Raw genomic sequence first — 22445 nt, 5'->3', positions numbered from 1 at the left:
GTGCGCCGTGTCCGAACCCCCTGTGCCCGCCGCGAGGTACGAGGCCTACAGCCACGAGGCGATGGCCGCGGAGGTCGAGCGGGACAACGACCCGGTCGCCGCGGGCGAGGCGGCCGCGCGCTGGGAGGGGCTGGCGAAACGGCTGCACGAGTCGACCGCCGACCTCGCCGGGCTGATCGCGTCCTCGCAGGAGAACTGGCGCGGCGCCGCGGGGGACGCCGCGCGTGAGGCCGTGAGCCGGGCCGCCCGGTGGCTTTCGCACTCGGCCGCCGTCTCGGCGTCGGTGGGCGGCGCGGTCGGCGCGCAGGCGGACGCGGCCGCGCGGGCCCGCGCGGACATGCCGCCGCCGGTGGCCTACGACCCGGCGTCGATGATCCGCGACGCCGCCTCGTCCGGGAACGTGCTCGTCCTGGCCGGGCTGGCCGACGAGATGGCGGCCCGCCGCGCCGAGGCGGAAGCCGCGCGGCAGAAGGCGATCGACGTGCTGCGGACCCGCGACACGGCCCTGCGCGGCCACGTGCCGGCCGAGACGTTCGCGGACCCGCCCACGCTGGGGCCGGCTTGATCCGCGTCTCGGCGTCGGCGTTCGACATCCTCTGGACCGACCTCGGCCACGACCGCCCACCGGAGCCGCTGACGGTCCGCAGCGTCGGCGGGACCGACGAGGAACGCGCCGAGGTGCGGAAGGCGGTGTACGAGAACCTCGCCGAGCGCGGGCTGTACGACGGCTCACTGGCACCGGAACTGGCCGCGCGCCTGGACCTGCTGGCGGGCGGCGAGGTGTTCGTGGCGTGCGAGGCGCTGGCGGACATGACGGCACCGGCCCCGTTCCGCGCGGTGACGGCGACCCGCGGCCGCCGCGGCGTGCTGGCGACCCAGCCGGAGCAGACGATCGGCCTGGACTCGATCGGCTCGGGCGAGCTGTGCACGGCGCTCGTCGACGTGTTGCCGGAGTTGACGGCGGGGCCGGGCTACGGCGTCAACCTCGCGGCGTCGGCGCTCGCGGAGGCTTCCGGCCCGGCTTCGGCTTCGGGCTCGGCTTCCGCTTCCGCGCAGCAGCAGGAGGTCCTGGCGATCCAGGCCCGGCCGGTGTACGCGGCGGGACAGTTCAGCGTGAGCCGGCGGGCGGCGTCGGGCCGGGTGTCCCGGGTGGGCGGGCTGACGTGGTTCGACACGGACGTCGGGGCGTACTGCGCGACGAAGACGCCGGGGCGGGGTGGGCAGGAGTGGGTGAACGTGACCCCGGTCGACAGCGCCCGGCTCGCGTCCCGCATCGCCTCCCTCCTCACCGCCGAGGACTGAGCCCGCGGGGGCATCACGCGTGTCCAGTGAGGCATCACGCGTGATTGAAGAGGCATCACGCGTGACTGGAGGGGCATCACGCGTGATTGCGGGGTCGACACACTGCGGCGGTGCCGTGTCGACCCTCGGATCACGCGTGTCGACCTCCGGATCACGGGTGATGCCTGCTGGGTCACGCGTGATGCCCGGCTGATCACGTGGGGGTCCCCACTGGGCCCCACCTCTTGCCCCCACCGGGCCCCACCCGGGCTCCCCACCCGGCCCCACGGAACAGCCTGTGGGTTCTTTCGCGGCCGTTATGCGGACGCATGGGGTACAGCTGAGGTTGCTCCGGCCCCCGGCGCGGGGGATCTTGGCCACCGTGCCCCACCGCACCCCCCACCGGCCCCCACCCTGCTGACCTGCGCAAACAAAGCACTCGACGGAGTGAGTCGCCGGTTTCACGCGTTGACTGTGGTGAAAAGTGGGGTACGGTGGTGGCCAGTGGGGCGGAAGGGAAGCCCCGTAGCCGCAGTCAGTGGTCCGCCACCGGTCGCGGTAGGGAGGTGGAGGCCGTGTTCCTCGGCACCCACACCCCGAAACTGGACGACAAAGGGCGGCTCGCGCTGCCCGCGAAGTTCCGTGACGCCTTGGCGGGTGGGCTGATGGTCACCAAGGGGCAGGATCACTGCCTCTTCATCTTCCCCCGTGCCGAGTTCGAGCAGATGGCGCGCAAGGTCGCCGACGCCCCGTTCACCAACGAGGCGGTCCGGGCCTACCAGCGCTACCTGTTCGCGGGCACGGACGAGCAACGACCGGACGGCCAGGGGCGCATCAGCATCGCGTCCGAGCTCCGCCGCTACGCGGGGCTCAGCAAGGACTGCGTGGTGATCGGGGCGATCACCAGGCTCGAGATCTGGGACGCCCAAGCGTGGCAGGGCTACCTGGAAGAACACGAAGACAGCTACGCGAAGGCTCGAGAGGAAGTACTGCCGGGCGTCTTCTAGGCGTGCGGTCGCGGTGCACCTTCGTCGTCGGGGGACGAAGAGGTTCGCCGCCCGCGCCGTGGGAGACGCCCACCCGGATGCCGTGAGGCCTCTGTCCGCTCAACAGCCCTGGTGCACCTTCCCCGGTACCAGGTCGGCAGCGGGCGGACAGGGACCTGACGGCATCCGCCATATTTCCCCCGGGCCGACCAGGCGAGAAAGGGGGAGGGAACATGACGGCACCCGAGCACGTCCCGGTGCTGCTCGACCGCATCGTCGAGCTGTTCACTCCCGTGTTCGCCGAGCGCGACGGCGTCCTCGTGGACGCGACCGTGGGCCTCGGCGGCCACTCCGACGCCCTCCTCGACTCCTTCCCGCGCATGCGCCTCGTCGCGCTCGACCGGGATCCGGCCGCGCTGGAGAAGTCCGGCGAACGCCTCGCCCGCCACGGCGACCGCGTCCACCTCGTGCACACCGTCTACGACGGACTCCCCGAAGCCCTCGCCGGGCTGAAGATCGCCAAGGCCGACGGCATCCTGTTCGACCTCGGCGTCTCCTCGATGCAGCTGGACCGCGCCGAGCGCGGCTTCGCCTACTCGAAGGACGCGCCGCTCGACATGCGGATGGACCCGACCACCGGGTTCACCGCCGCCGACGTCCTCAACACCTACGCGCCCGGCGAGCTGATCCGGATCCTGCGGGACTACGGCGAGGAGCGGTTCGCGCAGCGGATCGTCCGGTCCGTCGTGAACGCCCGCGAGAAGGAGCCGTTCACCATGAGCGGCCGCCTGGTCGAGCTGCTTTACGACGCCGTCCCGGCGGCCAGCAGGCGGACCGGCGGGCACCCGGCCAAGCGGACGTTCCAGGCGCTGCGGATCGAGGTCAACGGCGAGCTGGAGGTGCTCCGCCGGGCCATGCCCGCCGCGCTGGGCGCGCTCGCCGTGGGCGGGCGGATCGTCGTCGAGTCCTACCAGTCCCTGGAAGACCGGCTGGTCAAGCAGGCGCTGGCCGAGCTCGCGAAGTCCCGCACCCCGGAGGGACTTCCGGTCGAGCTGCCGGGACACGGACCGGAGCTGAAGCTGCTGACCCGGGGCGCCGAAAAGGCCGGCGAAGAGGAGACCGAACGAAACCCGCGCGCCGCTTCGGTGCGGTTGCGGGCCGCAGAGAGGATCGGAGAGCCGCGATGACCGCTCCCGCGAAGTCCCGCCGCCCGGCCGCGCCGGCGACGCGGGGCCGCAGCGAGGCCGCCCGCACCTCGACCACTGTCGAGCCGGACCCGCAGACCACCGAGCCGGGCAAGGCCGCGCCGCGCCGCGCGTCGCGAGGCCGCACGTCCGCGGCCGAGCGTGCCTACGCGCGCCGTGCCCAGCGAGCCGACCTGCTCAAGGAGCGCGAGCCGCGGCCCGCGCCGAAGACCGCCGAGCCGGGCGAGGCTCGCGAGTCCACGGTCCGGCTCAAGCTGCGGCTGCCGAAGTCGCGCGCGTCGTTCGTGCTGCTGATGATGGCGCTGCTGGCCGCCGGCGTGGCGACCACGCTGTGGCTGACCACGCAGGCGATCGCCGACTCCTACCGGCTCGAGCAGCTGCGCACGACCAACTCGAACCTGGCCGAGACGAAGGAACAGCTGCAGCGCGACGTCGCGAAGGCCGAGTCGCCCGCGTCGCTGGCCCCCGCGGCCCAGCAGCTGGGCATGGTGCCGGGCGGCGACCCGGCGCGGATCCTCGTGGGCCCGGACGGGAAGACCTCGCTCGTCGGCGAGCCCAAGAAGGCCAAGGCGGACGCGCCGGCGGTGCCCGTCGCGCCACCGGCCGCGCCCGCGGCGGGCACGCAGTCGCAGCAGGGTGTGCCGATCGAGGGCGACCAGCCCGCCGTGCCCGCCGACGAGCAGCCCGCGCCGCCGGCGCAGCCCGGAGGCGGCCAGTGATGGCTTCGAGCCGGGGACAGGCCCGCGCGCGCACCACCGGGAGCGCGCGGCGGACCTACGCCGCCGGGACGCGCAGCGCGACCGCGCGCCGGGGCAACGGCGGGAACCGCAGCCGGTTCTCCGCCGTGCGCCTCATCCTGGTCGCCCTGCTGCTCGTCGCCGGCGTGAAACTGGTGCAGGTGCAGTGGTTCGACGCCGCGGCGCTCTCGGCCGCGGCCGAGAAGCAGCGCGCCCAGACCATCGACATCCCCGCCCAGCGCGGGTCCATTGTGGACCGCAACGGTGCCAAGCTGGCGTTCAGCGTCGAGGTGCGCTCGCTGTCGGTGAACCTCAAGGCGCTGCACAAGAGCATGGACGACTTCGCCGCCAAGAACCCCGGCACGAAGAAGACGTTCGACGCCGAGACCGCCGCGGCCGCCAAGTACATCGCCACCAAGGTGCCGACGCTCACCGAGCAGCAGCTGCTGGACCTGTTCCACAAGCCGGCGTCCTTCACCTACCTCGAGCACAACGTCGAGCCGTCGGTCGCCGCCGACATCGTCAAGAAGTTCGCGTGGATCGGCGTCGAGAAGCGCGCCCTGCGCGAGTACCCGGGCGGCAGCCTCGCGTCCAACATCGTCGGCGCCGCGAACTGGCGCTCCGACGACCCGGACGTGTCCAAGCACAACCTGCACGGCCTGGTCGGGCTGGAGCAGCTCCGCGACAACGACCTGGCGGGCACCCCGGGCCGGATGCTGGTCAACACCAAGAACGGCAGCGACAACGTCGTCATCCCGGGTACCGAGCGCGATCTGCAGGCCGCCGTGCCGGGGTCGGACCTCGAGCTGACCATCGACTCCGACCTGCAGTACGAGGTGCAGCGCCAGCTTTCGGACTACGTCCAGCAGTCGCACGCCAAGGGCGGCCAGGCGGTCGTCATGGACGCCAAGACCGGCGAGGTCTACGCGCTGGCCAACAACACGTCGTTCGACCCCAACGACCAGTCCACCTGGACGGCCGACGACCTGGCCAACCCCGCGGTCACCACGCCGTTCGAACCGGGTTCGGTCAACAAGATCGTCACCGCCACCGGGGCGATCGACTACGGCATCGCGACCCCGGAGTCGACCGTCCAGGTGCCCGGCCAGCTGCAGGTCGCCGACAAGACCGTGCACGACGCCTGGACGCACGGGACGCAGACGTTCACCACCACCGGGATCTTCGCCAAGTCGTCCAACATCGGCACGCTGCTGCTGGCGCAGAAGATCGGTGAGGACCGCTACCTCGACCTGCTCAAGAAGTTCGGCCTCGGCCAGCGCACCGGCGTCGGCCTGCCCGGTGAGAGCGCGGGCCTGGTGCCGCCGCGCAGCCAGTGGTCGGCGACGACCTTCGGCAACCTGCCGATCGGGCAGGGCCTGTCGATGACCGTGCTGCAGATGGCCGGGCTGTACCAGACGATCGCGAACGATGGCCTGCGCGTCGAACCCCGGATCGTCAAGGCGAAGGTGAACCCGGACGGCACGACGGTGCCCGAGCCGGCGCCGAAGACGGTGCAGGTGGTGCCCCCGCAGACGGCGAAGACGGTGCGCGACATGATGCGCGCGGTCGCGCAGAACGGCAAGGGCCTGCAGAAGGGCACCGCGCCGACGGCGGCGGTCGAGGGCTACCAGGTCTCCGGCAAGACCGGCACCGGCCAGCAGATCGACCCGCGGAACAAGGGCTACAGCGACCACCTCTACAACATCACCTTCGCCGGCATCCTGCCCGCGGACCACCCGAGGTTCGTGGTCGGCATCCGGCTGGACGCCCCCGACACGACGCTGCCGGTGGGACACTCCGCGGCGCCGCTGTTCCACAGCATCGCCTCGTACCTGACGCAGCGGTACCAGATCCCGCTGTCGGACGGGCCGTCGCCGGAGGTCCCGCTCATCGTGCCGTAGGCACAGTCCGTGAAGGCCCCCTCACCTGCGTGAGGGGGCTTTTCCGCGTCCAACGTCCACATCGGTCCCGAGCGCCGGGGAAAGTGTTGCGGCGCAACGGGGTGCGGGCCGCCGTCTAGCACATCTGCCTCAGCCGCGCGCAATCGCCGTACCGCGTGCGGGCCCCCCGAACGCCCGCCGGTAGCCTCTTGGCCGTGTCCGTGTCATCGTCCAGTTCCCAGGTGCCGGAAAGCCCGGTGAAAGCGGTCCCCGCGCCGCCGCGCCCGGCGCGCATCGACCCGGTCCCGCTGGCGACCCTCCTCGCCAGGGCGGACGCGCGGCTGATCGCCGACCGTCCCGACGCCGCCGAGCTCACCGTCACCGGCACCACCCTGCGCGCGCAGCACGTGCTGCCCGGCGACCTCTTCGCCGCCCTGCCCGGGGCGCGGGCCCACGGGGCCGACTTCAGCGACCAGGCGATCGCCGCGGGCGCCGTCGCGGTCCTCACCGACGCCGACGGGGCCGAGCGCCCCGCGCTGCGCGACGCCGGCGTCCCGATCCTCGTGCACGCCGACCCGCGCGCCGCCCTCGGCGAGATCGCCGCCTGGATCTACGGGGAGCCGTCGCTGCGGCTGGCCGTCCTCGGCGTCACCGGCACGTCCGGCAAGACCACGACGTCCTACCTGGTCGACGCCGGCCTGCAGGCGGCCGGCCTGACCACCGGCCTGATCGGCACCGTCGAGACCCGGATCGCCGGCGAGCGGCTGGTCAGCGGGTTCACCACGCCGGAGGCGCCGGACCTGCAGGCGCTGCTCGCGGTGATGCTGGAGCGCGGCGTCACGCACGTGCCGATGGAGGTCTCCAGCCACGCGCTCGCGCTGGGCCGCGCCAACGGCACCCGGTTCGCGGTCGGCGCCTTCACCAACCTCTCCCAGGACCACCTGGACTTCCACAAGGACATGCAGGAGTACTTCGCCGCGAAGTCACTGCTGTTCGACGGCCGCTCGACCACCGAGGTCGTCGTGGTCGACAGTGCCTGGGGCCAGGCCCTGCTCACGCCGCAGACGGTCACGGTGACCACCGACCCCGGTACCGACGCGACGTGGAAGGCCACCGACCTGCAGGCCACCCCGCACGGCGAGCAGACGTTCACCCTGCACGGCCCGGACGGCCTCAGCGCGCCCGCGCGGATCCCGCTGCCCGGCGAGTTCAACGTCGCCAACGCCGTGCTCGCCGCCGCGATCCTCAGCACGGCCGGGGTGGGCCTCGAGCACATCGTCGCCGGGCTCGCCCAGGTGCAGGTGCCGGGCCGGATGGAACGCGTCTACGTCGGCCAGGAGTTCACCGCCGTCGTCGACTACGCCCACAAGCCGGCCGCGGTCGCCCAGGGCCTGGACGCGCTCCGGGCGCGCACCGAAGGCCGGATCATCACCGTGCTCGGCTGCGGCGGCGACCGCGACACCGCCAAGCGCCCGATGATGGGCGAGGCGGCGGCCCGCCGCAGCGAGGTCCTGATCGTCACCGACGACAACCCGCGCTCCGAAGACCCCGCGGCGATCCGTGCCGCGATGCTCGCCGGCGCCCGCGCCGTCGGGCCCGCCGAAGGCGGCGAGATCGTCGAAATCGGCGACCGCCGCGAAGCCATCGAGCACGCCGTCGCGCTCGCCGGGCCGGGCGACATCGTCTTCCTCGCCGGCAAGGGGCACGAGTCCGGCCAGGAGGCCGGCGGCGTCGTGCACCCGTTCTCCGACCGCGACGAGCTGGCCGCGGCCATCCGCAACAAACTCGAGGTGAGTGTGTGATCGTGCTCAGCCTGGCCGAGATCGCCGACGTCGTCGGCGGCCGGCTGCACCGCGCCGACCCGGGCACGCAGGTGACCGGCAGCGTGGAGTTCGACACCCGGAAGCTCACGCCCGGCGGCCTGTTCGTCGCCCTGCCGGGGGAGAAGGTCGACGGCCACGACTTCGCCGCGCAGGCCGTCGAGGCCGGTGCCGTGGCCGTGCTGGCCGCTCGCGAAGTGGACGCGCCCGCGATCGTCGTCCCGCCCCTGGCCCCGGGCGAGGCCCACGAGCGGTCGGTCGCGCTGACCGGCGACACGGACGGCTCCGGCGCCGCGGTGCTCGCCGCCCTCGCCAAGCTCGCCCGGTTCGTCGTGCAGCGCCTCTCCGAGGGCACCCTGACCGTCGTCGGCGTCACCGGCTCGTCCGGCAAGACGTCCACGAAGGACGTCATCGCGCAGCTGCTCGAGCCGCTCGGCCCGACGGTCGCGCCGCCCGGGTCGTTCAACAACGAGCTGGGCCACCCCTGGACCGCCCTGCGGGCCGACGCGCGGACCCGGCACCTGGTGCTGGAGCTGTCCGCGCGCGGGCCGGGGCACATCGCCCACCTCGCCGAGATCGCGCCGCCGAAGATCGGCGTGGTGCTCAACGTCGGCACCGCGCACGTCGGCGAGTTCGGCTCGCGCGAAGGCATCGCGAAGACCAAGGGCGAGCTGGTCGAGGCCCTGCCCGAGGACGGCGTCGCGATCCTCAACCTCGACGACCCGCTGGTCGCCGCCATGGCCAGCCGCACCAAGGCCCGCGTCGTGTTCGTCGGCGAAAGCGCCTCGGCGCAGGTCCGCGCGGAGAACATCACCCTCGACGACGAAGCCCGCGCCTCCTTCCGGCTGGTCACGCCGGCCGGCGAAGCCGACGTCACGCTGCCGCTGCACGGCGAGCACCACGTCGGCAACGCGCTGTCGGCCGCGGCCGTCGCCCTCGAGCTGGGCTCGACCCCGGCCGAGATCGCCACCGGGCTGTCGAACCTCGAACGGCGCTCGGCGCGGCGCATGGAGGTCGTCACCCGCGCCGACGGCGTCACGATCCTCAACGACTCCTTCAACGCCAACCCCGAGTCGATGCGGGCCGGCCTGAAGGCCCTCGCGGCGATGACGCGGGAGTCCGGCCGCCGGTCCTGGGCCGTGCTCGGCGTGATGGGCGAGCTCGGCGCGGACGCGGTCACCGCGCACGACGAGATCGGCCGCCTGGTCGTCCGGCTCAACATCGCCAAGCTCGTCGTGATCGGCCCCGAGGCGGCGGCGATGCACCAGGGCGCGCACCAGGAAGGCTCCTGGGGCGAGGAATCGACTCTGGTACCCGACGTCGAGGCCGCGATCGCCCTGCTGCATGATCAGCTCCGCCCGGGGGACGCAGTGCTGGTGAAAGCCTCCAAGGCCGCCGGCCTCTGGCGGGTCGCCGAAGCCCTGCTCGAACCGCGGGAAACCGACAACTCCGAGAATCGCTCGAACGGTGGTGACGCGTGATCAGCATCCTGATCGCGGCCGGGGCGGGCCTGCTGATCTCCATCCTGCTCACGCCCTACCTGATCCGGGTGTTCTCCCGGCAGGGCTTCGGCCAGGAGATCCGTGAGGAAGGCCCGCAGGGACACAAGTCCAAGCGCGGTACGCCGACGATGGGTGGCGTCGCGATCATCATCGCGATGGTCGTCGGGTACTTCGCCGCGCACTTGATCAACTGGATGTTCAACTCCCGCAGCGGCGCGCCGACGGCCTCCGGGCTGCTCGTGCTGATGCTCGCGGTGGGCCTGGGGATCGTCGGGTTCCTCGACGACTTCATCAAGATCCGCAAGCAGCGCAACCTCGGGCTGAACAAGACCGCGAAGCTGGTCGGCCAGCTGGTGGTCACCATCGCCTTCGCGGTCCTGGCGCTGAACTTCGCGGACTCGCGCGGCATCACGCCGGCGTCGGAAAGCCTTTCCTACGTCCGCGACCTCGCGCTGATCACCTTCCCCTCGGTGATCTTCGTGATCTTCTGCTACATCGTGATCTCCGGCTGGTCGAACGCGGTGAACTTCACCGACGGTCTCGACGGCCTGGCCGGCGGCTCGGCGGCGATGGTGCTCGCGACCTACGTCGTGATCGCGTTCTGGCAGGAGCGGCTGAACTGCGCCAACGGACCGGCGCCCGCCTGCTACGACGTCCGCGACCCGCTCGACCTGGCGGTGGTCGCCGCCGCGGCCGCCGGCGCCTGCGTCGGGTTCCTGTGGTGGAACGCGGCCCCGGCGAAGATCTTCATGGGCGACACCGGCTCGCTGGCCCTCGGCGGCCTGGTCGCCGGGCTGTCCATGACCACCCGCACCGAGCTGCTCGCCATCGTCATCGGCGGCCTGTTCATGGTCGAGATGATCTCGGTGGTCGCGCAGATCGCGGTGTTCCGGACGACCCGGCGAAGGCTGTTCCGGATGGCGCCGTTCCACCACCACTTCGAGCTCGCCGGGTGGGCCGAAACCACGGTGATCATCCGGTTCTGGCTGCTGTCCGCGATCTGCTGCATGTTCGGGCTCGGCCTGTTCTACAGCGAGCAGCTGGGCTTCGGAGGCTGACCGTGGACATCGCCGGTCGTCACGTCCTGGTCGCCGGTGCGGGGGTCACCGGCAAGTCGATCGTGCCCGTCTTGGTCGACCTCGGCGCTCGCGTCACGGTCACCGACGGCAACGCCGAGCGCCTGGCCGAGCTGGACGGCCTGGGTGCCGAGCTGGTGCCCGGGCTGACCGAGCCGCCGTCCGACGTCGTCCTGGTCGTCACCAGTCCCGGCTGGCGGCCGACGTCGCCGCTGCTGGTGGCCGCCGCCGAGGCGGGGGTCGAGGTGATCGGCGACGTCGAGCTGGCCTGGAGGGTCGGGCAGCTGCGCGAGCACCCGCCGTCGTGGCTGGTGGTCACCGGCACCAACGGCAAGACGACCACCGTCGGCGTGCTGGAGTCGATCCTCAAGTCGGCCGGCTCCAACGCCGTGGCCTGCGGGAACATCGGCTACGCGGCCCTCGACGCGGTCCGCGCGGGCTACAACGTGCTGGCCGTGGAGCTGTCGAGCTTCCAGCTGCACTGGTCCTCGACCCTCGCCCCGGACGCGGCCGTGGTGCTCAACCTGGCCGAGGACCACATCGACTGGCACGGCTCGATGGACTCCTACGCCGCCGCCAAGGGCCGCGTGTACACCCGCGCCAAGGTCGCCGTGCACAACGCCGACGACGAGTGGTCCACGCGGATCGCCGGCGAGCACGCGCCCGAGAGCGCCCGCCGCGTCGGCTTCCGGCTGGACACCCCGGCCGCCGACGAGCTGGGCCTGGTCGAAGACCTGCTGGTCGACCGCGCTTTCGTCGCCGACCCGGCGAACAGCGCCGAGGAGCTCGCCACGCTGTCGGACGTCCGCCCGGCCGGCCCGCACAACGTCTCCAACGCCCTCGCCGCGGCCGCGCTGGCCCGGGCCCACGGCGTCCCGCCGGAGGCCGTGCTGAAGGGCCTGCGCGAGTACCAGCCGGCCCCGCACCGGGCCGTCGAGGTGGCCGAGGTCGCCGGGGTCCGGTACGTCAACGACTCGAAGGCGACCAACCCGCACGCCGCCGCCGGGTCGCTGCGCGCGCACCGGAGCATCGTCTGGATCGCCGGGGGCCAGCTCAAGGGCGCCTCCGTCGAAGAACTGGTGAGCAGCATCGCGGGCCGTCTCCGCGGAGTCGTGCTACTCGGCGTCGATTCACCCGTGATCGCCGCCGCTGTTGCGCGACACGCGCCCGATGTCCCGGTGAACAGCCTCCGTCCGGGTGACCATGAACCCATGACTGCGGCGGTGAGTGCGGCCAGCGCGATGGCCCGGCCTGGTGACGTGGTGCTGCTCGCACCCGCCGCGGCGTCGTTGGACATGTTCCGCAACTACGGCGAGCGCGGCGACGCGTTCGCCGCGGCGGTGCACGTCCTCCGCGACGACGCGGCGGGGGAGCCGAGTGACGGTAGCTGAGCCCAAGCCGAAGGTCCCGCCGAAGCGCCCGCGCCGCGAGCGCAAGGAGAGCGGCTTCGTCGCGTTCCGGACCGCGCTGACCGCGTGGCTCTCGCGTCCGCTGGCGTCGTTCCACCTCGTGCTCGCGCTGACCGGGGTGCTCACCGTCATCGGCATCGTCATGGTGCTCTCGGCGTCGTCGGTCGGCTCGTACAACCCCAAGACCGGCAGCGGCGTGTACGCCCTGTTCACCAAGCACCTGGTGTTCGTCGCGCTCGGTGGCGTGGTGTTCTGGCTGGGCATGCGGGTCAAGCTGGAGCGGATCCGGCGGATGTCGGCCACCGCGACGGTGATCTGCCTGGGCCTGCTGGTGCTGGTGCTGACGCCGCTGGGCTCGACGGTGAACGGCTCGCAGGGCTGGTTCCGGATCGGCGAGTTCACCTTCCAGCCCGTCGAGGCCGCGAAGGTCGCGCTGGCGTTCTGGGGCGCGCACATCCTGGTGATCAAGTACAACGTGATCCACCAGTGGCGGCACCTGCTGGTGCCCGTGGTGCCGATCGCGCTGCTGATGTTCGCCCTGGTCATGCTGCAACCGGACCTCGGCGGCACGGTCACCCTGGCCGTGGTGCTGCTGGCCCTGCTGTGGTTCGCCGGCGCCCCGAAACGGCTGTTCGGCGTGATCCTCGCGGGCGGCCTGGCCGGCGTGCTCGTGCTCGCCCTCATCGCGCCCTACCGGCTCGCCCGCGTCATGTCGTTCCTCTCGCCGGACGCCGACACCAGCGCCGAGGGTTTCCAGGCCAACCAGGCCAAGCTGGCGCTCGCCGACGGCGGGCTGTTCGGCAAGGGCCTCGGCCAGGGCGCGGCCAGCTGGAACTACCTGCCGAACGTGCAGAACGACTTCATCTTCGCCCTGATCGGCGAGGAGCTCGGGCTGATCGGCTGCGTCGTCGTGCTCGCCCTGTTCGCCGCGGTCGCCGTCGTGGGCCTGCGGATCGCCACCCGCAACATCGACCCGTGGATCCGGATCGTCTCCGGCACGCTCACCGTGTTCCTCGTGGCGCAGGCCGGCATCAACATCGGCTACGTCGTCGGCCTGCTGCCCGTCACCGGCGTCACGCTGCCGCTGATCTCCTACGGCGGCACCTCGCTGGTGATCACCATGCTCATCATGGGCGTGCTCGCGAACGCCGCCCGGCACGAACCGGAGGCGGTGGCCGCACTGCGCACACAGGGGCCGGGTAAATTCGGACGCCTGCTGCGGCTGCCCGCGCCCGATCCGTACCGCCCGCCCGCCACCCGCAAGGGTGCGGCGCGCACCGGGGCGAAGGCGGCCAGGCCCGCGCCCCGTGCGGCGCGGCCCGCCCCGGCGCAGGAACGACGCAGGTCGGTCCGCGAGCCGGTGCGCCGCAGCGCGGCACGGACGAGCACGGCCACGTCTCGCGGCGGGGCCGCGCGGACAACAGCGAGCCGTGGTACCCGGAGTACCGCGAACCGGAGAGGTCATTGGTGAGCAAGCCCGTCAAGGGAACCGAGCGGTCTGCCGCGGGCAAGGGGCCCGTGGTCGTGGTCGCCGGTGGTGGCACCGCAGGACACATCGAACCCGCCCTCGCCCTGGCCGACGCCGTCATGCGGCTGCGCCCCGACGCGACGGTCGTGGCGCTGGGCACCGAGCGCGGCCTGGAGAACAAGCTCGTCCCGGCCCGCGGTTACCCCCTGGAGCTGATCCCGCCGGTGCCGCTGCCCCGCAAGCCGACGCCGGAGCTGCTGCGGCTGCCGCTGAAGGTGCGCGACTCCGTCCGCAAGACCCGTGAGGTGCTGGACCGGGTCGGCGCGGACGTCGTCGTCGGCTTCGGCGGCTACGTCGCCCTCCCGGCCTACCTCGCCGCGCGCGGACGCGTCCCGATCGTCGTGCACGAGGCCAACAAGTCGGCGGGCCTGGCGAACAAGGTCGGCGCGCGGTTCGCCAAGCGCGTCGCCGTCGCCGTCCCGGGGACCCCGCTGCCGAAGGCCGAGGTCGTCGGGATCCCGCTGCGCCGGTCGATCACCTCGCTGGACCGCGCCGCGCTGCGCGCCGAGGCCCGCGAGCACTTCGGGCTGGACCCGGACGCGCCGACGCTGCTGGTGTTCGGCGGTTCGCAGGGCGCGCAGTCGATCAACGCCGCGGTGTCCGGCGCGGCCAAGGACCTGGCCGACGCCGGGATCGGCGTGCTGCACGCGCACGGGCCGAAGAACACGCTGGTCGTCCAGGAGTTCCCGGGCAAGCCGGCGTACGTGCCGGTGCCGTACCTGGAGCGGATGGACCTGGCCTACGCGGCCGCGGACGTCGCGATCTGCCGCTCGGGCGCGATGACGGTCGCCGAGGTGACCTCGGTCGGGCTGCCCGCGGTGTTCGTCCCACTGCCGATCGGCAACGGCGAGCAGGCGTCCAACGGCCGTCCCGCCGTCGATGCCGGTGCGGCGCTGATGGTCGAAGACGCCGACCTGACCCCGGCCAAGGTCGCCGAGCTGGTCGTCCCGCTGGTCGTCGACGCCGACCGCGTCGCGAAGATGAGCGCGGCGGCGGCCGGCATGGGCCACCGCGAGGCCGACGAGACCCTCGCCCGCATCGTCTTGGAGGCCGCCGGTGCCTGACTTGCCTGAAGAGCTGCGCCGGGCGCACCTGATCGGGATCGGCGGCGCCGGCATGTCCGGCATCGCGCGGATCCTGCTGGCCAGGGGCGCTTTCGTGTCGGGCTCGGACGCCAAGGAGTCGCGCGCGCTGCTGTCGCTGCGGGCCCAGGGCGCCGAGCTGTTCGTCGGCCAGGCCGCCGAGAACCTGACCGCGCTTTCCGAGCCGCCTTCGTCGGTGGTCGTCTCGACGGCCATCAAGGAGACCAACCCCGAGCTGGCCGCGGCGCGGGCCGCGGGGATCCCGGTGCTGCACCGGGCCCAGGCGCTGGCCGGGCTGATGGAAGGCCACCGCGTCGCCTGCATCGCGGGCACGCACGGCAAGACGTCGACGACGTCGATGCTCACCGTGGCGCTGCAGCGCTGCCGGCTCGACCCGTCGTTCGCCATCGGCGGCGACCTCAACGAATCCGGGGCCAACGCCCACCACGGCGAGGGCGGCATCTTCGTCGCCGAGGCCGACGAGAGCGACGGTTCGTTCCTGACCTACTCGCCGTCGGTCGCGGTCGTGACGAACGTCGAGCCGGACCACCTGGACCACCACGGCACCGCCGAGGCCTACACGAAGGTGTTCACCGAGTTCGTGGGCCGGATCGTGCCGGGCGGGCTGCTGATCGTCTGCGGGGACGACCCCGCGGCGGACGAGCTGGGCAAGCAGGCCGCGGAGCTGGGCGTGCGCGTGCGCCGCTACGGCCGCACGGTCACCGACGAGGGCGACGCGCGCATCCTCGACTACGCGCCGGCCCCGGACGGCGGTGTCGTCCGGCTCGCGCTGGACGGTTCGGAGCTGTCGGTGCGGGTCGCCGTGCCGGGTGAGCACATGGCGCTCAACGCGGTCGCGGCGCTGCTGGCCGGGCTGGAGCTGGGCGCGCCCGCCGACGGTTTGGCGGAGGGCCTGGCGGCCTTCGGCGGCGTCCGGCGGCGGTTCGAGTTCAAGGGCCGGTCCGGCGACATCCGCGTCTACGACGACTACGCCCACCACCCGACCGAGGTCGACGCGCAGCTGCGCGCGGTGCGCACCGCGGCCGGGTCCGGCCGGGTCGTCGTCGTGTTCCAGCCGCACCTGTACTCGCGGACGAAGCTGTTCTCGAAGGAGTTCGCCGCGGCGTTGTCCCTGGCCGACGAGGTCGTCGTGCTGGACGTCTACGGCGCTCGCGAGGAGCCGGAGCCGGGCGTGACGGGCGCGCTGATCGCCGACGCGGTGACCGTGCCGGTGCACTACGAGCCCGCGTTCGACGTCGCCGCGCGGCTGGTCGCCGGCCTGGTGCGCGGCAGCGACCTCGTCGTCACCATGGGCGCCGGGGACGTGACGCAGCTGGGCCCGGAGATCCTCGCCGAGCTGGACAAGCGCTGAGCCGATGAGTCCGACCAGGGAACGCCGCCGTCCGTCCGAAGAGGACGAACGGGATCGTGCCGCCCTGGCGCGGGAACGCCGGGGGCGGCGCTCCGACGAGGAACGCCGCCGCACCCGCGCCGCGCGCCCGAAGACCGGCCCGCGCCCGAAGACCGGTGTGCGCGCCCGGCCCACCCGGCAGGTGGAGATCCGCCGCCGGTGGGTCGCGCTGCTCACCGTGCTGACCGTCGTCGCGTCGGTCTACCTGCTGTTCTTCAGCTCGATGCTCGGCGCGAAGGACGTCGTGGTCAGCGGCTCGCGCACGGTGACCGCCGACCAGATCCGCGCGGTCGCGGCGGTGCCGATGGACAAGCCGCTGCTGCGGCTGAGCACCGACGAGATCCGCGACAAGGTGGCCGGGATGCCGGGCATCGCGACGGTCGAGGTGTCGCGGTCGTGGCCGAACACGGTCGAGATCACGGTGACCGAGCGGACGGCGATCGCGTTCTTCGACAGCGGCCCGGGTGGCGACGGCGTCCACCTCGTCGACGGCGGCGGCGTGGTGTTCAAGACGGTCCCGGCGCGGCCGGCGGGGCTGCCCGAGCTGAAGCTGCCCAAGGTGTCGGCGGACGACCCGGTGACGCGCGCGGTGACCGCGGTCCTCGGGGTGATCCCGGAGCAGCTGCTGAAGCAGGTCACGACGGCGACGGCGAAGACCCCGGCGAGCGTGGAGTTCACGTTGTCGAGCGGGAAGATCGTCCGCTGGGGCACGGCGGAGCAGACGGACCGCAAGGCGAAGGTCCTGGCGGCGCTGCTCACCCAAGACGGCAAGGTCTACGACGTCGCGGCGCCCGAGCTGCCGACCATCACCTCCTGATCTCTCGTTTGGATGCGCCGGGGTTCTCGTATGTCGTACGATCTCGTACGGCATACGAGAACGAGGAGGGTGTCATGACGATCCTGGTGACGGGGGCGACCGGCAGCGTGGGCCGCCTGTTGGTCGACGAACTGCTGGCCTTGGGGGCGCCGGTGCGGGCGCTGACCGTCGATCCCGAGCGCGCGCACCTGCCTTCGGCCGCCGAAGTCGTGGTCGGTTCGCTCGCGCGGCCGTCGACGGTGCCCCTCGACGGTGTCGACGCCGTGTACCTCGCCCCGATGGCGCGGACCGTCCGGCGGTTCTGCGAGCTGGCCACCGAAGCCGGCATCAAGCGGGTCGTGGCGCTGTCGGGCAGCAGCGTCGGCGACGACCACGAGGGCTCCAGTGGCAACGAGTACGGCACCGTGGAAGCCGCGGTCCGGGAAGCCGGCTTCGCGTGGACGTTCCTGCGGCCCGGCGTCTTCATGAACAACACGCTCGACTGGGCGCCGATGGTCCGCGCGGGCGAGGTCGCCGTGGCCTACGGTGACGCGACGCAGACCCCGATCGACCTCGGGGACATCGCCGCGGTGGCCGCCCGGGTGCTCACCACCGAAGGCCACGTCGGCGCCACGTACGTCCTCAGTGGACCGGAGGCGGTCAGCTTGCGCGGCCAGGTCGCGACACTGGAGTCCGTGCTGGGAAAGGAAATCCGGTTCCGCGAGCTGACCCGCGCCGAGCAGCGCGCGCAGTGGGTCGGGTACGGCGTCCCGGAGCAGGCGGTCGACTGGATCCTGGACGGCTTCGAGGAAACCTTGCGGCACCCGCAGGTGCCGACCGGTGTGGTCGAAGAGCTGCTGGGCCGTCCCGGGACGACGTACGCGGATTGGGCCGCGGCGAACCGGGAGGTGTTCGGCTAGACCCGGGTGCGGGTCATCCCGGCCAGGCCGAGCAGCGGGAGGACGCCGGCGAAGACGACGACCGCCGTCCAGCCGCCGAGGTGGTAGGCGATCGAGCCCGCCTGGGAGCCGATCGCGCCGCCGATGAAGAACGTGCCCAGGTAGATGCTGTTGACCCGGGCGCGGGCGGACGGGTCGAGCTGGTAGATCGTGTGCTGGCCGGTGACCAGCGTCGCCTGGACGGCCATGTCGACCGCGATCGCGGCGATCGCCAGCAGGACGACGCTGTGCGCGCCGAACCCGGCGAGCGCGAAGGCCGCCGCGCAGAGCACGAAGGCGCCCGCGGTGAGCCGGCGGCCGTGGCCGTGGTCCGACCACCGCCCGGCCAGCGGCGCCACCGCGGCGCCCGCCGCGCCGGCGAGTGCGAAGAGGCCGACGCCGAGCTGCGTGTAGTCGAACGGCGGGGCGGTGAGCACGAAGGCGATCGTCGTCCAGAACGCGCTGAACGCCCCGAACATCGCCGACTGGTACAGCGCGCGGTGGCGCAGCGCGGGGTGCTTCTTCCACATCGCGAGCGTCGAACGCAGCAGCTGTCCATAGTGGACGTCGGTCTTGGGTGCCCGGCGCGGCAGGATGAACCGCAGCACGACGGCGAGTGCGGCCATCGCGGCCGCCGAGATCAGGAACACCACGCGCCAGCTCGTCACCTCGGCCAGGAAGCTGGCGACCACGCGCGAGAGCAGGATGCCGAACAGCAGCCCGCTCACGACGCGCCCGACGATCCGGCCGCGGATGGCGTCGGGGGAGATGTCGGCGGCGAACGGGATGAGGATCTGCACGACCACCGACGTGGCCCCGACGACCAGGGAGGCGATGAGCAGCACGGCGAACCCGGGGGCGACCCCGGTGACGACGAGGCCGGCGCAGGCGACCGCGAGCAGCGTCGCGACGAGCCCGCGGTTCTCGAGGCGGTCGCCCAGCGGGACGAGCAGCAGCATGCCCGCGGCGTAGCCGATCTGGGTGGCGGTGACGACCCCGCCCGCGGCGGCCTCGCCGACGCCGAAGGTGTGCCGCAGCTCGGCGAGCAGCGGCTGGGCGTAGTAGAGGTTGGCGACGGTCAGTCCACAGGAGACGGCCAGCAGCAGCACGAGCCAGCCGGGCGGCGCTTGCTGCTTCGTGTCCGTCATGCGTGCCCCCTTGTGGAACCGGTTTGATCGGTTCCCGACGGTACCAGTCAAACCGGTTCCGGAGTACTGTGACCCTTATGACGGAACGATTCCGCGCGGGAGCGGGCAGACTGTGCCTCGACTTCATCCGGACGTTGCGCTACCGGGGGACGCCGGCGGAGCTGGAGGAGCTGCCCGACGAGGCGGCGTGGGGAGCGTGGATCGACGAGTTCGGCCCGTTCTCGTCACCGGTCCGCCCCCTCGTGGTGGGTGACGCGCGGGAGGCGCGCGAGGCGATCCACGCGGTGCTCACGTCCGCGGTGCGCGACCCGGTCCGCCGTCGCTTGAACCGCTTCGCCGCGCTGCCGGTGCCCGCGCCGTCGCTGGCTCCGTCGGGCGAGGTGCGGTGGCAGGCCGCGGATCCCGCGGAGGCGATGCTGGCGCTGCTCGCCCGGGACGCACTGGATCTGGTGACGTCCCCGCAGTTCGCGCGCGTGCGCCGCTGCGCGGGAGAGCGGTGCGGGGCGCTGTTCCTGGACACGTCGAGGCCCGGGACACGGCGGTGGTGCTCGATGGAGATCTGCGGGAACCAGGCGAAGAAGTCGACTTATCGAGCCAAGGCGACGGCAGGTTGACAGGAATTTATGCGAACACGAGACTAATCACTGAGTGACATAGTCGACACCGAGAGTGCTCGCTAGGGTGCTGGTCATGAAGCTGAAGAAGCTCGCCGGTGACTGCGAGTACGACAACTGCCCGGCCGTATACCTGACCGACAGGGGGAGCGTGCTCGTCATCGGTGCGACTGTCGCCGACCAAGCCGGTCTCGCGGTCGGGCCCGGCGAACAGGCTGTGGAACTGCCGCTGCGCCTGCTGGAGGAGGCCGCGGGTGAACTCGAACGCTGAGCGGATCACCGCTCTCTTCCGGGAATTCGCGAAATCGGCGTTCCGGCTCGAACTTCGGCAAACCTACCGGATCCCCGAAGAGCAGGAGCGGCTCGCGAAGTACCTGGCGGGCGAGCCGAAGCCCGTGGTCGACGCTCCGTGGCGTCATTTGGTGCGGGCGAAGACCCGGGCCGGCGGTTCGGTGCTTCGCGCGAAGGTCGTCCGGCGGCCCCTGACCGGCTACACCCGCTACCTGCTTGCCTGGGGGATTCCCGACAACATCGAAGCGGGCGAACAGTACTCGATCGTCGACGACACCGATCGCAAGCTGGCATTGCCCGATCACGACTTCTGGTTGTTCGACGACGAACACGTCGTTCGCTTGGATTTCTCGGCCGACGGCGCCTTCGTGGGGCGTGACCTGGTCGAAAGCCCTGATCTGGGGCGGTACCGTGCTTGGCGGGACGCGGCTTTGAACCACGGGGTGCCTTTTGACGACTGGACCGCTGGAGCCGGAGCAGCAGGCTGAGCAGCGTGCGACTCTCGCCGAGTCGCTGCGGGAGTTGCGCCGCGCCGCAGGCTTGTCCGGCGAGCGATTGGCTGCCCGGTGCGCGATGAGCCAGGCCAAGATCAGCCGTATCGAGACCGGGAAGGTCCTGCCTTCGGTGGTCGATGTCGATCAGATCGTGCGCGCCCTGGATGTGCCGCCCGCGGACGCCGAACGCCTGCTGTCCTTGGCCCGGGTCGCGAACGTGGGTTATACGTCTTGGCGCTCGGCGGCGCGTGTCGGAAGCTGGCACCGTCAGCGGGAGATCAAGGCACTCCAAGCGGCCTCCGGCGTTGTTCGCCAGTTCCTCCCGGCCATTCCCAGCGGAAACCTGCAGACTCGCGAATATGCCCGCTATGCGCTTGCGTCAGTCGTGAAAGGTGCGCCTGACCGTGACGTCGAGAAGATGCTCGAGGTGCGCATGGGCTGGAAGGAAACGATGGCCGGGCCTGGCCGGGTCTTTCATTGTGTGTTGACCGAACAGGCAGTGACGTGGCGGCGTGCGCCGCTTGAGGTCATGGTCGACCAGATCGAGCACTTGGCCGACACGGCCGCCCTTGACTCGGTCGACTTGGCGATCCTCCCGCGAACGACCGAGGTCTTCGCCGCACCTCTCAACACTTTCGTCGTCTACGACGAGCGACTGGTGACGGTCGAACTGTTCTCGGGCGGTGTCGCCCTCCGGGATCCGCGCGATATCGCCTACCACATCGAATTGTTCGAGTTCTTCCGGGCGCGGGCGTTGCAAGAGGAAGAAGCGATCGGATTCCTGCGGGCTGTCGCCGAAGATCTTCGCAGGCGGAACCTGCCGGCCGCCGACGGGTAGATTCGTGTTCGCGAGTAATCCTGGCGCGCGCCGCTTCTGCGATCGTAGGTTCGCAGTCATGGAAAACATTACTCGCACATGCGGCGATTGCAAGGGAAAGGGCTGTGGGAACTGCGGTGGCACTGGCACGATCACCATTGTCGAAGACTGAGCTGTCGCTCCACCCCGGTCTTGTTCCCGAGGAATTTCGCTTCGGTGCTCGAACGCAGATGTTCTACCGCGCCCCCTATCCGGCCGAAGGGCCGACGGAAGCGCAGGCTGCGTCAGGTGCAAAGGTGTGGATGTACATGTACGCGCACTTCGTGTTTTGCTGGGCCGAAGGCGCCTCGGTCGTCCACGTCGGCCACGGAACGCTGGCCGGTCCGAAGATGGGGCTGTGGAACGACGTCAGGATCTCCGGACGGTGGTCCGGCGTCGTGCTGGCGGAATTCGGCCGGGCTTGGGTGGCGGAACACCTCGCCAAGTTCGCCGGTTGACACGGGAACGGCCCCCTCGGCGAAAAGGAGGGGGCCGTTCGCGACGAGCCTCAGACGAGCGCCGCGTCCATCGTGATCGTCGTGCCGGCCAGTGCCTTCGACACCGGGCACGTCTTCTCGGCCGTCTCGGCGTACTCCGCGAACTGCTCCGCGCTCACGCCGGGCAAAGAGGCGCGCAGCGTGATCGCGATGCCGCTGATCTCGAAGCCGCCGCCGGCGGCCGGGCCGAGCGTGACCTCCGCGCTGACGTCGATCGAGTCCGCCGTCAGCTTCTGGGCCTCCAGCACGCCCGACAGGTTCATCGCCAGGCACGACGAGTGCGCCGCCGCGATGAGCTCCTCGGGGCTCGTCTGGCCGTCCGGGTTGCCCGCGCGGGTCGGGAACGAGACGGAGAACGTGCCGGCGTTGGACGAGTCGAGGGTGACCTCGCCCTTCCCGTTCTGCAGTCCGCCGACCCAGTGGGTGGTCGCGTCACGGCTGGGCATCAGGGCCTCCATGTGAGTAGGCGGCGGCCGACGCCGTCAGCCGCCGCAGGGTGGCGATGAGGTGCCGCCGCTCGGTGTCGTCGAGGCCCAGCGCGCAGCCGATCGCCGACGGAACGCCCGCGGCGCGCGTGCGCACCGCCCGGCCCTCCTCGGTCAGGCTGATCACCACGGTGCGTTCGTCTTCGGGCAGGCGCGCCCGCGTGACCAGCCCGTTGGCCTCGAGTCGTTTGAGCAGCGGGGAAAGCGTGCCGTAGTCCAGGTGCAGCGCCTCGCCGATCTCCTTGACCGGCCGGACGTCGGACTCCCAGAGCACCAGCAGCACGAGGTACTGCGGGTAGGTGAGCCCCAGCTCGCCGAGCAGGGGACGGTAGGTGTCCGTCACCGCACGCGACGCCGCGTAGAGCGCGAAGCAGGCTTGCTCGTCCAAGAGGAACTCATCCGGCACGCC

Annotated in this window: 23 protein-coding genes; 20 read left to right on the top strand and 3 right to left on the bottom strand. The window is 71.8% G+C overall.

The window, feature by feature from the left end; translation table 11 throughout:
* Nucleotides 1–7 precede the first annotated feature (7 nt).
* The 15 genes from ABZ342_RS01025 (at nucleotide 8) to ABZ342_RS00955 (ending at nucleotide 17633) form a co-directional block, all read left to right on the top strand.
* Complete coding sequence (locus ABZ342_RS01025) at nucleotides 8–565, top strand: PPE domain-containing protein (protein WP_360468053.1); 558 nt, start codon at nucleotides 8–10, stop codon at nucleotides 563–565.
* On the top strand, nucleotides 562–1302 hold the full coding sequence (locus tag ABZ342_RS01020) for an ESX secretion-associated protein EspG (protein WP_360468052.1): 741 nt from the start codon (nucleotides 562–564) through the stop codon (nucleotides 1300–1302). Before ABZ342_RS01025 ends, ABZ342_RS01020 begins: the two co-directional genes overlap by 4 nt.
* Before the next feature lie 554 nt (nucleotides 1303–1856).
* Entirely contained in the window at nucleotides 1857–2288 is a 432-nt protein-coding gene (gene mraZ, locus ABZ342_RS01015; RefSeq protein ID WP_155546009.1) for a division/cell wall cluster transcriptional repressor MraZ, read from the top strand.
* Between the two features lie 212 nt (nucleotides 2289–2500).
* Nucleotides 2501–3454: a 16S rRNA (cytosine(1402)-N(4))-methyltransferase RsmH gene (gene rsmH / locus ABZ342_RS01010; RefSeq protein ID WP_360468051.1), complete on the top strand. Its 954-nt coding sequence runs from the start codon at nucleotides 2501–2503 to the stop codon at nucleotides 3452–3454.
* On the top strand, nucleotides 3451–4191 hold the full coding sequence (locus tag ABZ342_RS01005) for a hypothetical protein (RefSeq protein ID WP_155546011.1): 741 nt from the start codon (nucleotides 3451–3453) through the stop codon (nucleotides 4189–4191). Before rsmH ends, ABZ342_RS01005 begins: the two co-directional genes overlap by 4 nt.
* The gene (locus ABZ342_RS01000) at nucleotides 4191–6110 is read left to right on the top strand and encodes a penicillin-binding protein 2 (protein ID WP_360468050.1); all 1920 of its coding nucleotides are present in this window, start codon (nucleotides 4191–4193) and stop codon (nucleotides 6108–6110) included. Before ABZ342_RS01005 ends, ABZ342_RS01000 begins: the two co-directional genes overlap by 1 nt.
* A 236-nt stretch (nucleotides 6111–6346) precedes the next feature.
* On the top strand, nucleotides 6347–7891 hold the full coding sequence (locus ABZ342_RS00995; RefSeq protein WP_360468145.1) for a UDP-N-acetylmuramoyl-L-alanyl-D-glutamate--2,6-diaminopimelate ligase: 1545 nt from the start codon (nucleotides 6347–6349) through the stop codon (nucleotides 7889–7891).
* The gene (gene murF, locus ABZ342_RS00990) at nucleotides 7888–9390 is read left to right on the top strand and encodes a UDP-N-acetylmuramoyl-tripeptide--D-alanyl-D-alanine ligase (protein WP_360468049.1); all 1503 of its coding nucleotides are present in this window, start codon (nucleotides 7888–7890) and stop codon (nucleotides 9388–9390) included. Before ABZ342_RS00995 ends, murF begins: the two co-directional genes overlap by 4 nt.
* Nucleotides 9387–10469 (top strand): phospho-N-acetylmuramoyl-pentapeptide-transferase, encoded by a 1083-nt coding sequence (gene mraY, locus ABZ342_RS00985; protein ID WP_155546014.1) that lies wholly within the window; start codon nucleotides 9387–9389, stop codon nucleotides 10467–10469. The genes murF and mraY overlap by 4 nt, the downstream gene beginning before the upstream one ends.
* Nucleotides 10470–10471: 2 nt before the next feature.
* Nucleotides 10472–11878: a UDP-N-acetylmuramoyl-L-alanine--D-glutamate ligase gene (gene murD / locus ABZ342_RS00980; RefSeq protein WP_360468048.1), complete on the top strand. Its 1407-nt coding sequence runs from the start codon at nucleotides 10472–10474 to the stop codon at nucleotides 11876–11878.
* Nucleotides 11865–13367: a putative lipid II flippase FtsW gene (gene ftsW, locus ABZ342_RS00975; protein ID WP_360468047.1), complete on the top strand. Its 1503-nt coding sequence runs from the start codon at nucleotides 11865–11867 to the stop codon at nucleotides 13365–13367. Before murD ends, ftsW begins: the two co-directional genes overlap by 14 nt.
* The gene (gene murG, locus ABZ342_RS00970) at nucleotides 13364–14488 is read left to right on the top strand and encodes an undecaprenyldiphospho-muramoylpentapeptide beta-N-acetylglucosaminyltransferase (RefSeq protein WP_155546017.1); all 1125 of its coding nucleotides are present in this window, start codon (nucleotides 13364–13366) and stop codon (nucleotides 14486–14488) included. The genes ftsW and murG overlap by 4 nt, the downstream gene beginning before the upstream one ends.
* Nucleotides 14481–15878 carry a UDP-N-acetylmuramate--L-alanine ligase gene (gene murC, locus ABZ342_RS00965; protein ID WP_155546018.1) on the top strand — a complete coding sequence of 466 codons (1398 nt, stop codon included), beginning with the start codon at nucleotides 14481–14483 and terminating at the stop codon, nucleotides 15876–15878. The genes murG and murC overlap by 8 nt, the downstream gene beginning before the upstream one ends.
* 4 nt (nucleotides 15879–15882) lie before the next feature.
* Nucleotides 15883–16734 carry an FtsQ-type POTRA domain-containing protein gene (locus ABZ342_RS00960; protein ID WP_360468046.1) on the top strand — a complete coding sequence of 284 codons (852 nt, stop codon included), beginning with the start codon at nucleotides 15883–15885 and terminating at the stop codon, nucleotides 16732–16734.
* A 74-nt stretch (nucleotides 16735–16808) separates the two neighbouring features.
* The gene (locus tag ABZ342_RS00955; protein ID WP_360468045.1) at nucleotides 16809–17633 is read left to right on the top strand and encodes an NAD(P)H-binding protein; all 825 of its coding nucleotides are present in this window, start codon (nucleotides 16809–16811) and stop codon (nucleotides 17631–17633) included.
* On the opposite strand, the gene ABZ342_RS00950 is transcribed toward ABZ342_RS00955, so the two are convergent.
* The gene (locus tag ABZ342_RS00950) at nucleotides 17630–18799 is read right to left on the bottom strand and encodes an MFS transporter (RefSeq protein WP_360468044.1); all 1170 of its coding nucleotides are present in this window, start codon (nucleotides 18797–18799) and stop codon (nucleotides 17630–17632) included. The two genes, ABZ342_RS00955 and ABZ342_RS00950, sit on opposite strands and share 4 nt — an antisense overlap.
* A 77-nt stretch (nucleotides 18800–18876) precedes the next feature.
* Here ABZ342_RS00950 and ABZ342_RS00945 point away from each other — a divergent pair, with 77 nt between their 5' ends.
* The 5 genes from ABZ342_RS00945 to ABZ342_RS00925 all read left to right on the top strand — a co-directional run bounded on the left by ABZ342_RS00945 (nucleotide 18877) and on the right by ABZ342_RS00925 (nucleotide 21512).
* Complete coding sequence (locus ABZ342_RS00945; protein WP_360468043.1) at nucleotides 18877–19413, top strand: CGNR zinc finger domain-containing protein; 537 nt, start codon at nucleotides 18877–18879, stop codon at nucleotides 19411–19413.
* Between the two features lie 76 nt (nucleotides 19414–19489).
* A complete protein-coding gene (locus tag ABZ342_RS00940) occupies nucleotides 19490–19684 on the top strand; it encodes a hypothetical protein (RefSeq protein WP_360468042.1) in 195 nt (64 codons plus the stop codon).
* Nucleotides 19668–20192, top strand: a complete 525-nt coding sequence (locus tag ABZ342_RS00935; RefSeq protein ID WP_360468041.1) for a DUF6879 family protein — start codon at nucleotides 19668–19670, stop codon at nucleotides 20190–20192. Before ABZ342_RS00940 ends, ABZ342_RS00935 begins: the two co-directional genes overlap by 17 nt.
* Nucleotides 20155–21036 (top strand): helix-turn-helix transcriptional regulator, encoded by an 882-nt coding sequence (locus ABZ342_RS00930; protein ID WP_360468040.1) that lies wholly within the window; start codon nucleotides 20155–20157, stop codon nucleotides 21034–21036. The genes ABZ342_RS00935 and ABZ342_RS00930 overlap by 38 nt, the downstream gene beginning before the upstream one ends.
* Before the next feature lie 104 nt (nucleotides 21037–21140).
* Nucleotides 21141–21512: a hypothetical protein gene (locus tag ABZ342_RS00925; protein ID WP_360468039.1), complete on the top strand. Its 372-nt coding sequence runs from the start codon at nucleotides 21141–21143 to the stop codon at nucleotides 21510–21512.
* 50 nt (nucleotides 21513–21562) lie between these two features.
* Here the strand turns inward: ABZ342_RS00925 and ABZ342_RS00920 are convergent, their stop codons facing one another.
* Together ABZ342_RS00920 and ABZ342_RS00915 are read right to left on the bottom strand one after the other, a co-directional pair.
* Nucleotides 21563–21997, bottom strand: coding sequence for an OsmC family peroxiredoxin (locus ABZ342_RS00920; RefSeq protein WP_360468038.1), 435 nt, complete (start codon nucleotides 21995–21997; stop codon nucleotides 21563–21565).
* Complete coding sequence (locus tag ABZ342_RS00915; RefSeq protein WP_155546024.1) at nucleotides 21984–22442, bottom strand: MarR family transcriptional regulator; 459 nt, start codon at nucleotides 22440–22442, stop codon at nucleotides 21984–21986. The genes ABZ342_RS00920 and ABZ342_RS00915 overlap by 14 nt, the downstream gene beginning before the upstream one ends.
* Between the last annotated feature and the right edge of the window lie 3 nt (nucleotides 22443–22445).

The sequence above is a fragment of the Amycolatopsis sp. NPDC005961 genome, assembly GCF_040629235.1.
Lineage (GTDB): Bacteria > Actinomycetota > Actinomycetes > Mycobacteriales > Pseudonocardiaceae > Amycolatopsis > Amycolatopsis camponoti.
This window is presented reverse-complemented; position numbering and strand designations above follow the sequence as displayed.

Bases quoted from the DNA above. Each gene is read 5' to 3' on its own strand.
- ABZ342_RS01005 (WP_155546011.1), top strand. From the start codon at position 3,451: ATGACCGCTCCCGCGAAGTCCCGCCGCCCGGCCGCGCCGGCGACGCGG.
- ABZ342_RS00960 (WP_360468046.1), top strand. From the start codon at position 15,883: ATGAGTCCGACCAGGGAACGCCGCCGTCCGTCCGAAGAGGACGAACGG.
- ABZ342_RS01000 (WP_360468050.1), top strand. From the start codon at position 4,191: ATGGCTTCGAGCCGGGGACAGGCCCGCGCGCGCACCACCGGGAGCGCG.
- ABZ342_RS00955 (WP_360468045.1), top strand. From the start codon at position 16,809: ATGACGATCCTGGTGACGGGGGCGACCGGCAGCGTGGGCCGCCTGTTG.
- ABZ342_RS00940 (WP_360468042.1), top strand. From the start codon at position 19,490: ATGAAGCTGAAGAAGCTCGCCGGTGACTGCGAGTACGACAACTGCCCG.
- ABZ342_RS00950 (WP_360468044.1), bottom strand. From the start codon at position 18,799: ATGACGGACACGAAGCAGCAAGCGCCGCCCGGCTGGCTCGTGCTGCTG.
- rsmH (WP_360468051.1), top strand. From the start codon at position 2,501: ATGACGGCACCCGAGCACGTCCCGGTGCTGCTCGACCGCATCGTCGAG.
- ABZ342_RS00920 (WP_360468038.1), bottom strand. From the start codon at position 21,997: ATGCCCAGCCGTGACGCGACCACCCACTGGGTCGGCGGACTGCAGAAC.
- ABZ342_RS00945 (WP_360468043.1), top strand. From the start codon at position 18,877: ATGACGGAACGATTCCGCGCGGGAGCGGGCAGACTGTGCCTCGACTTC.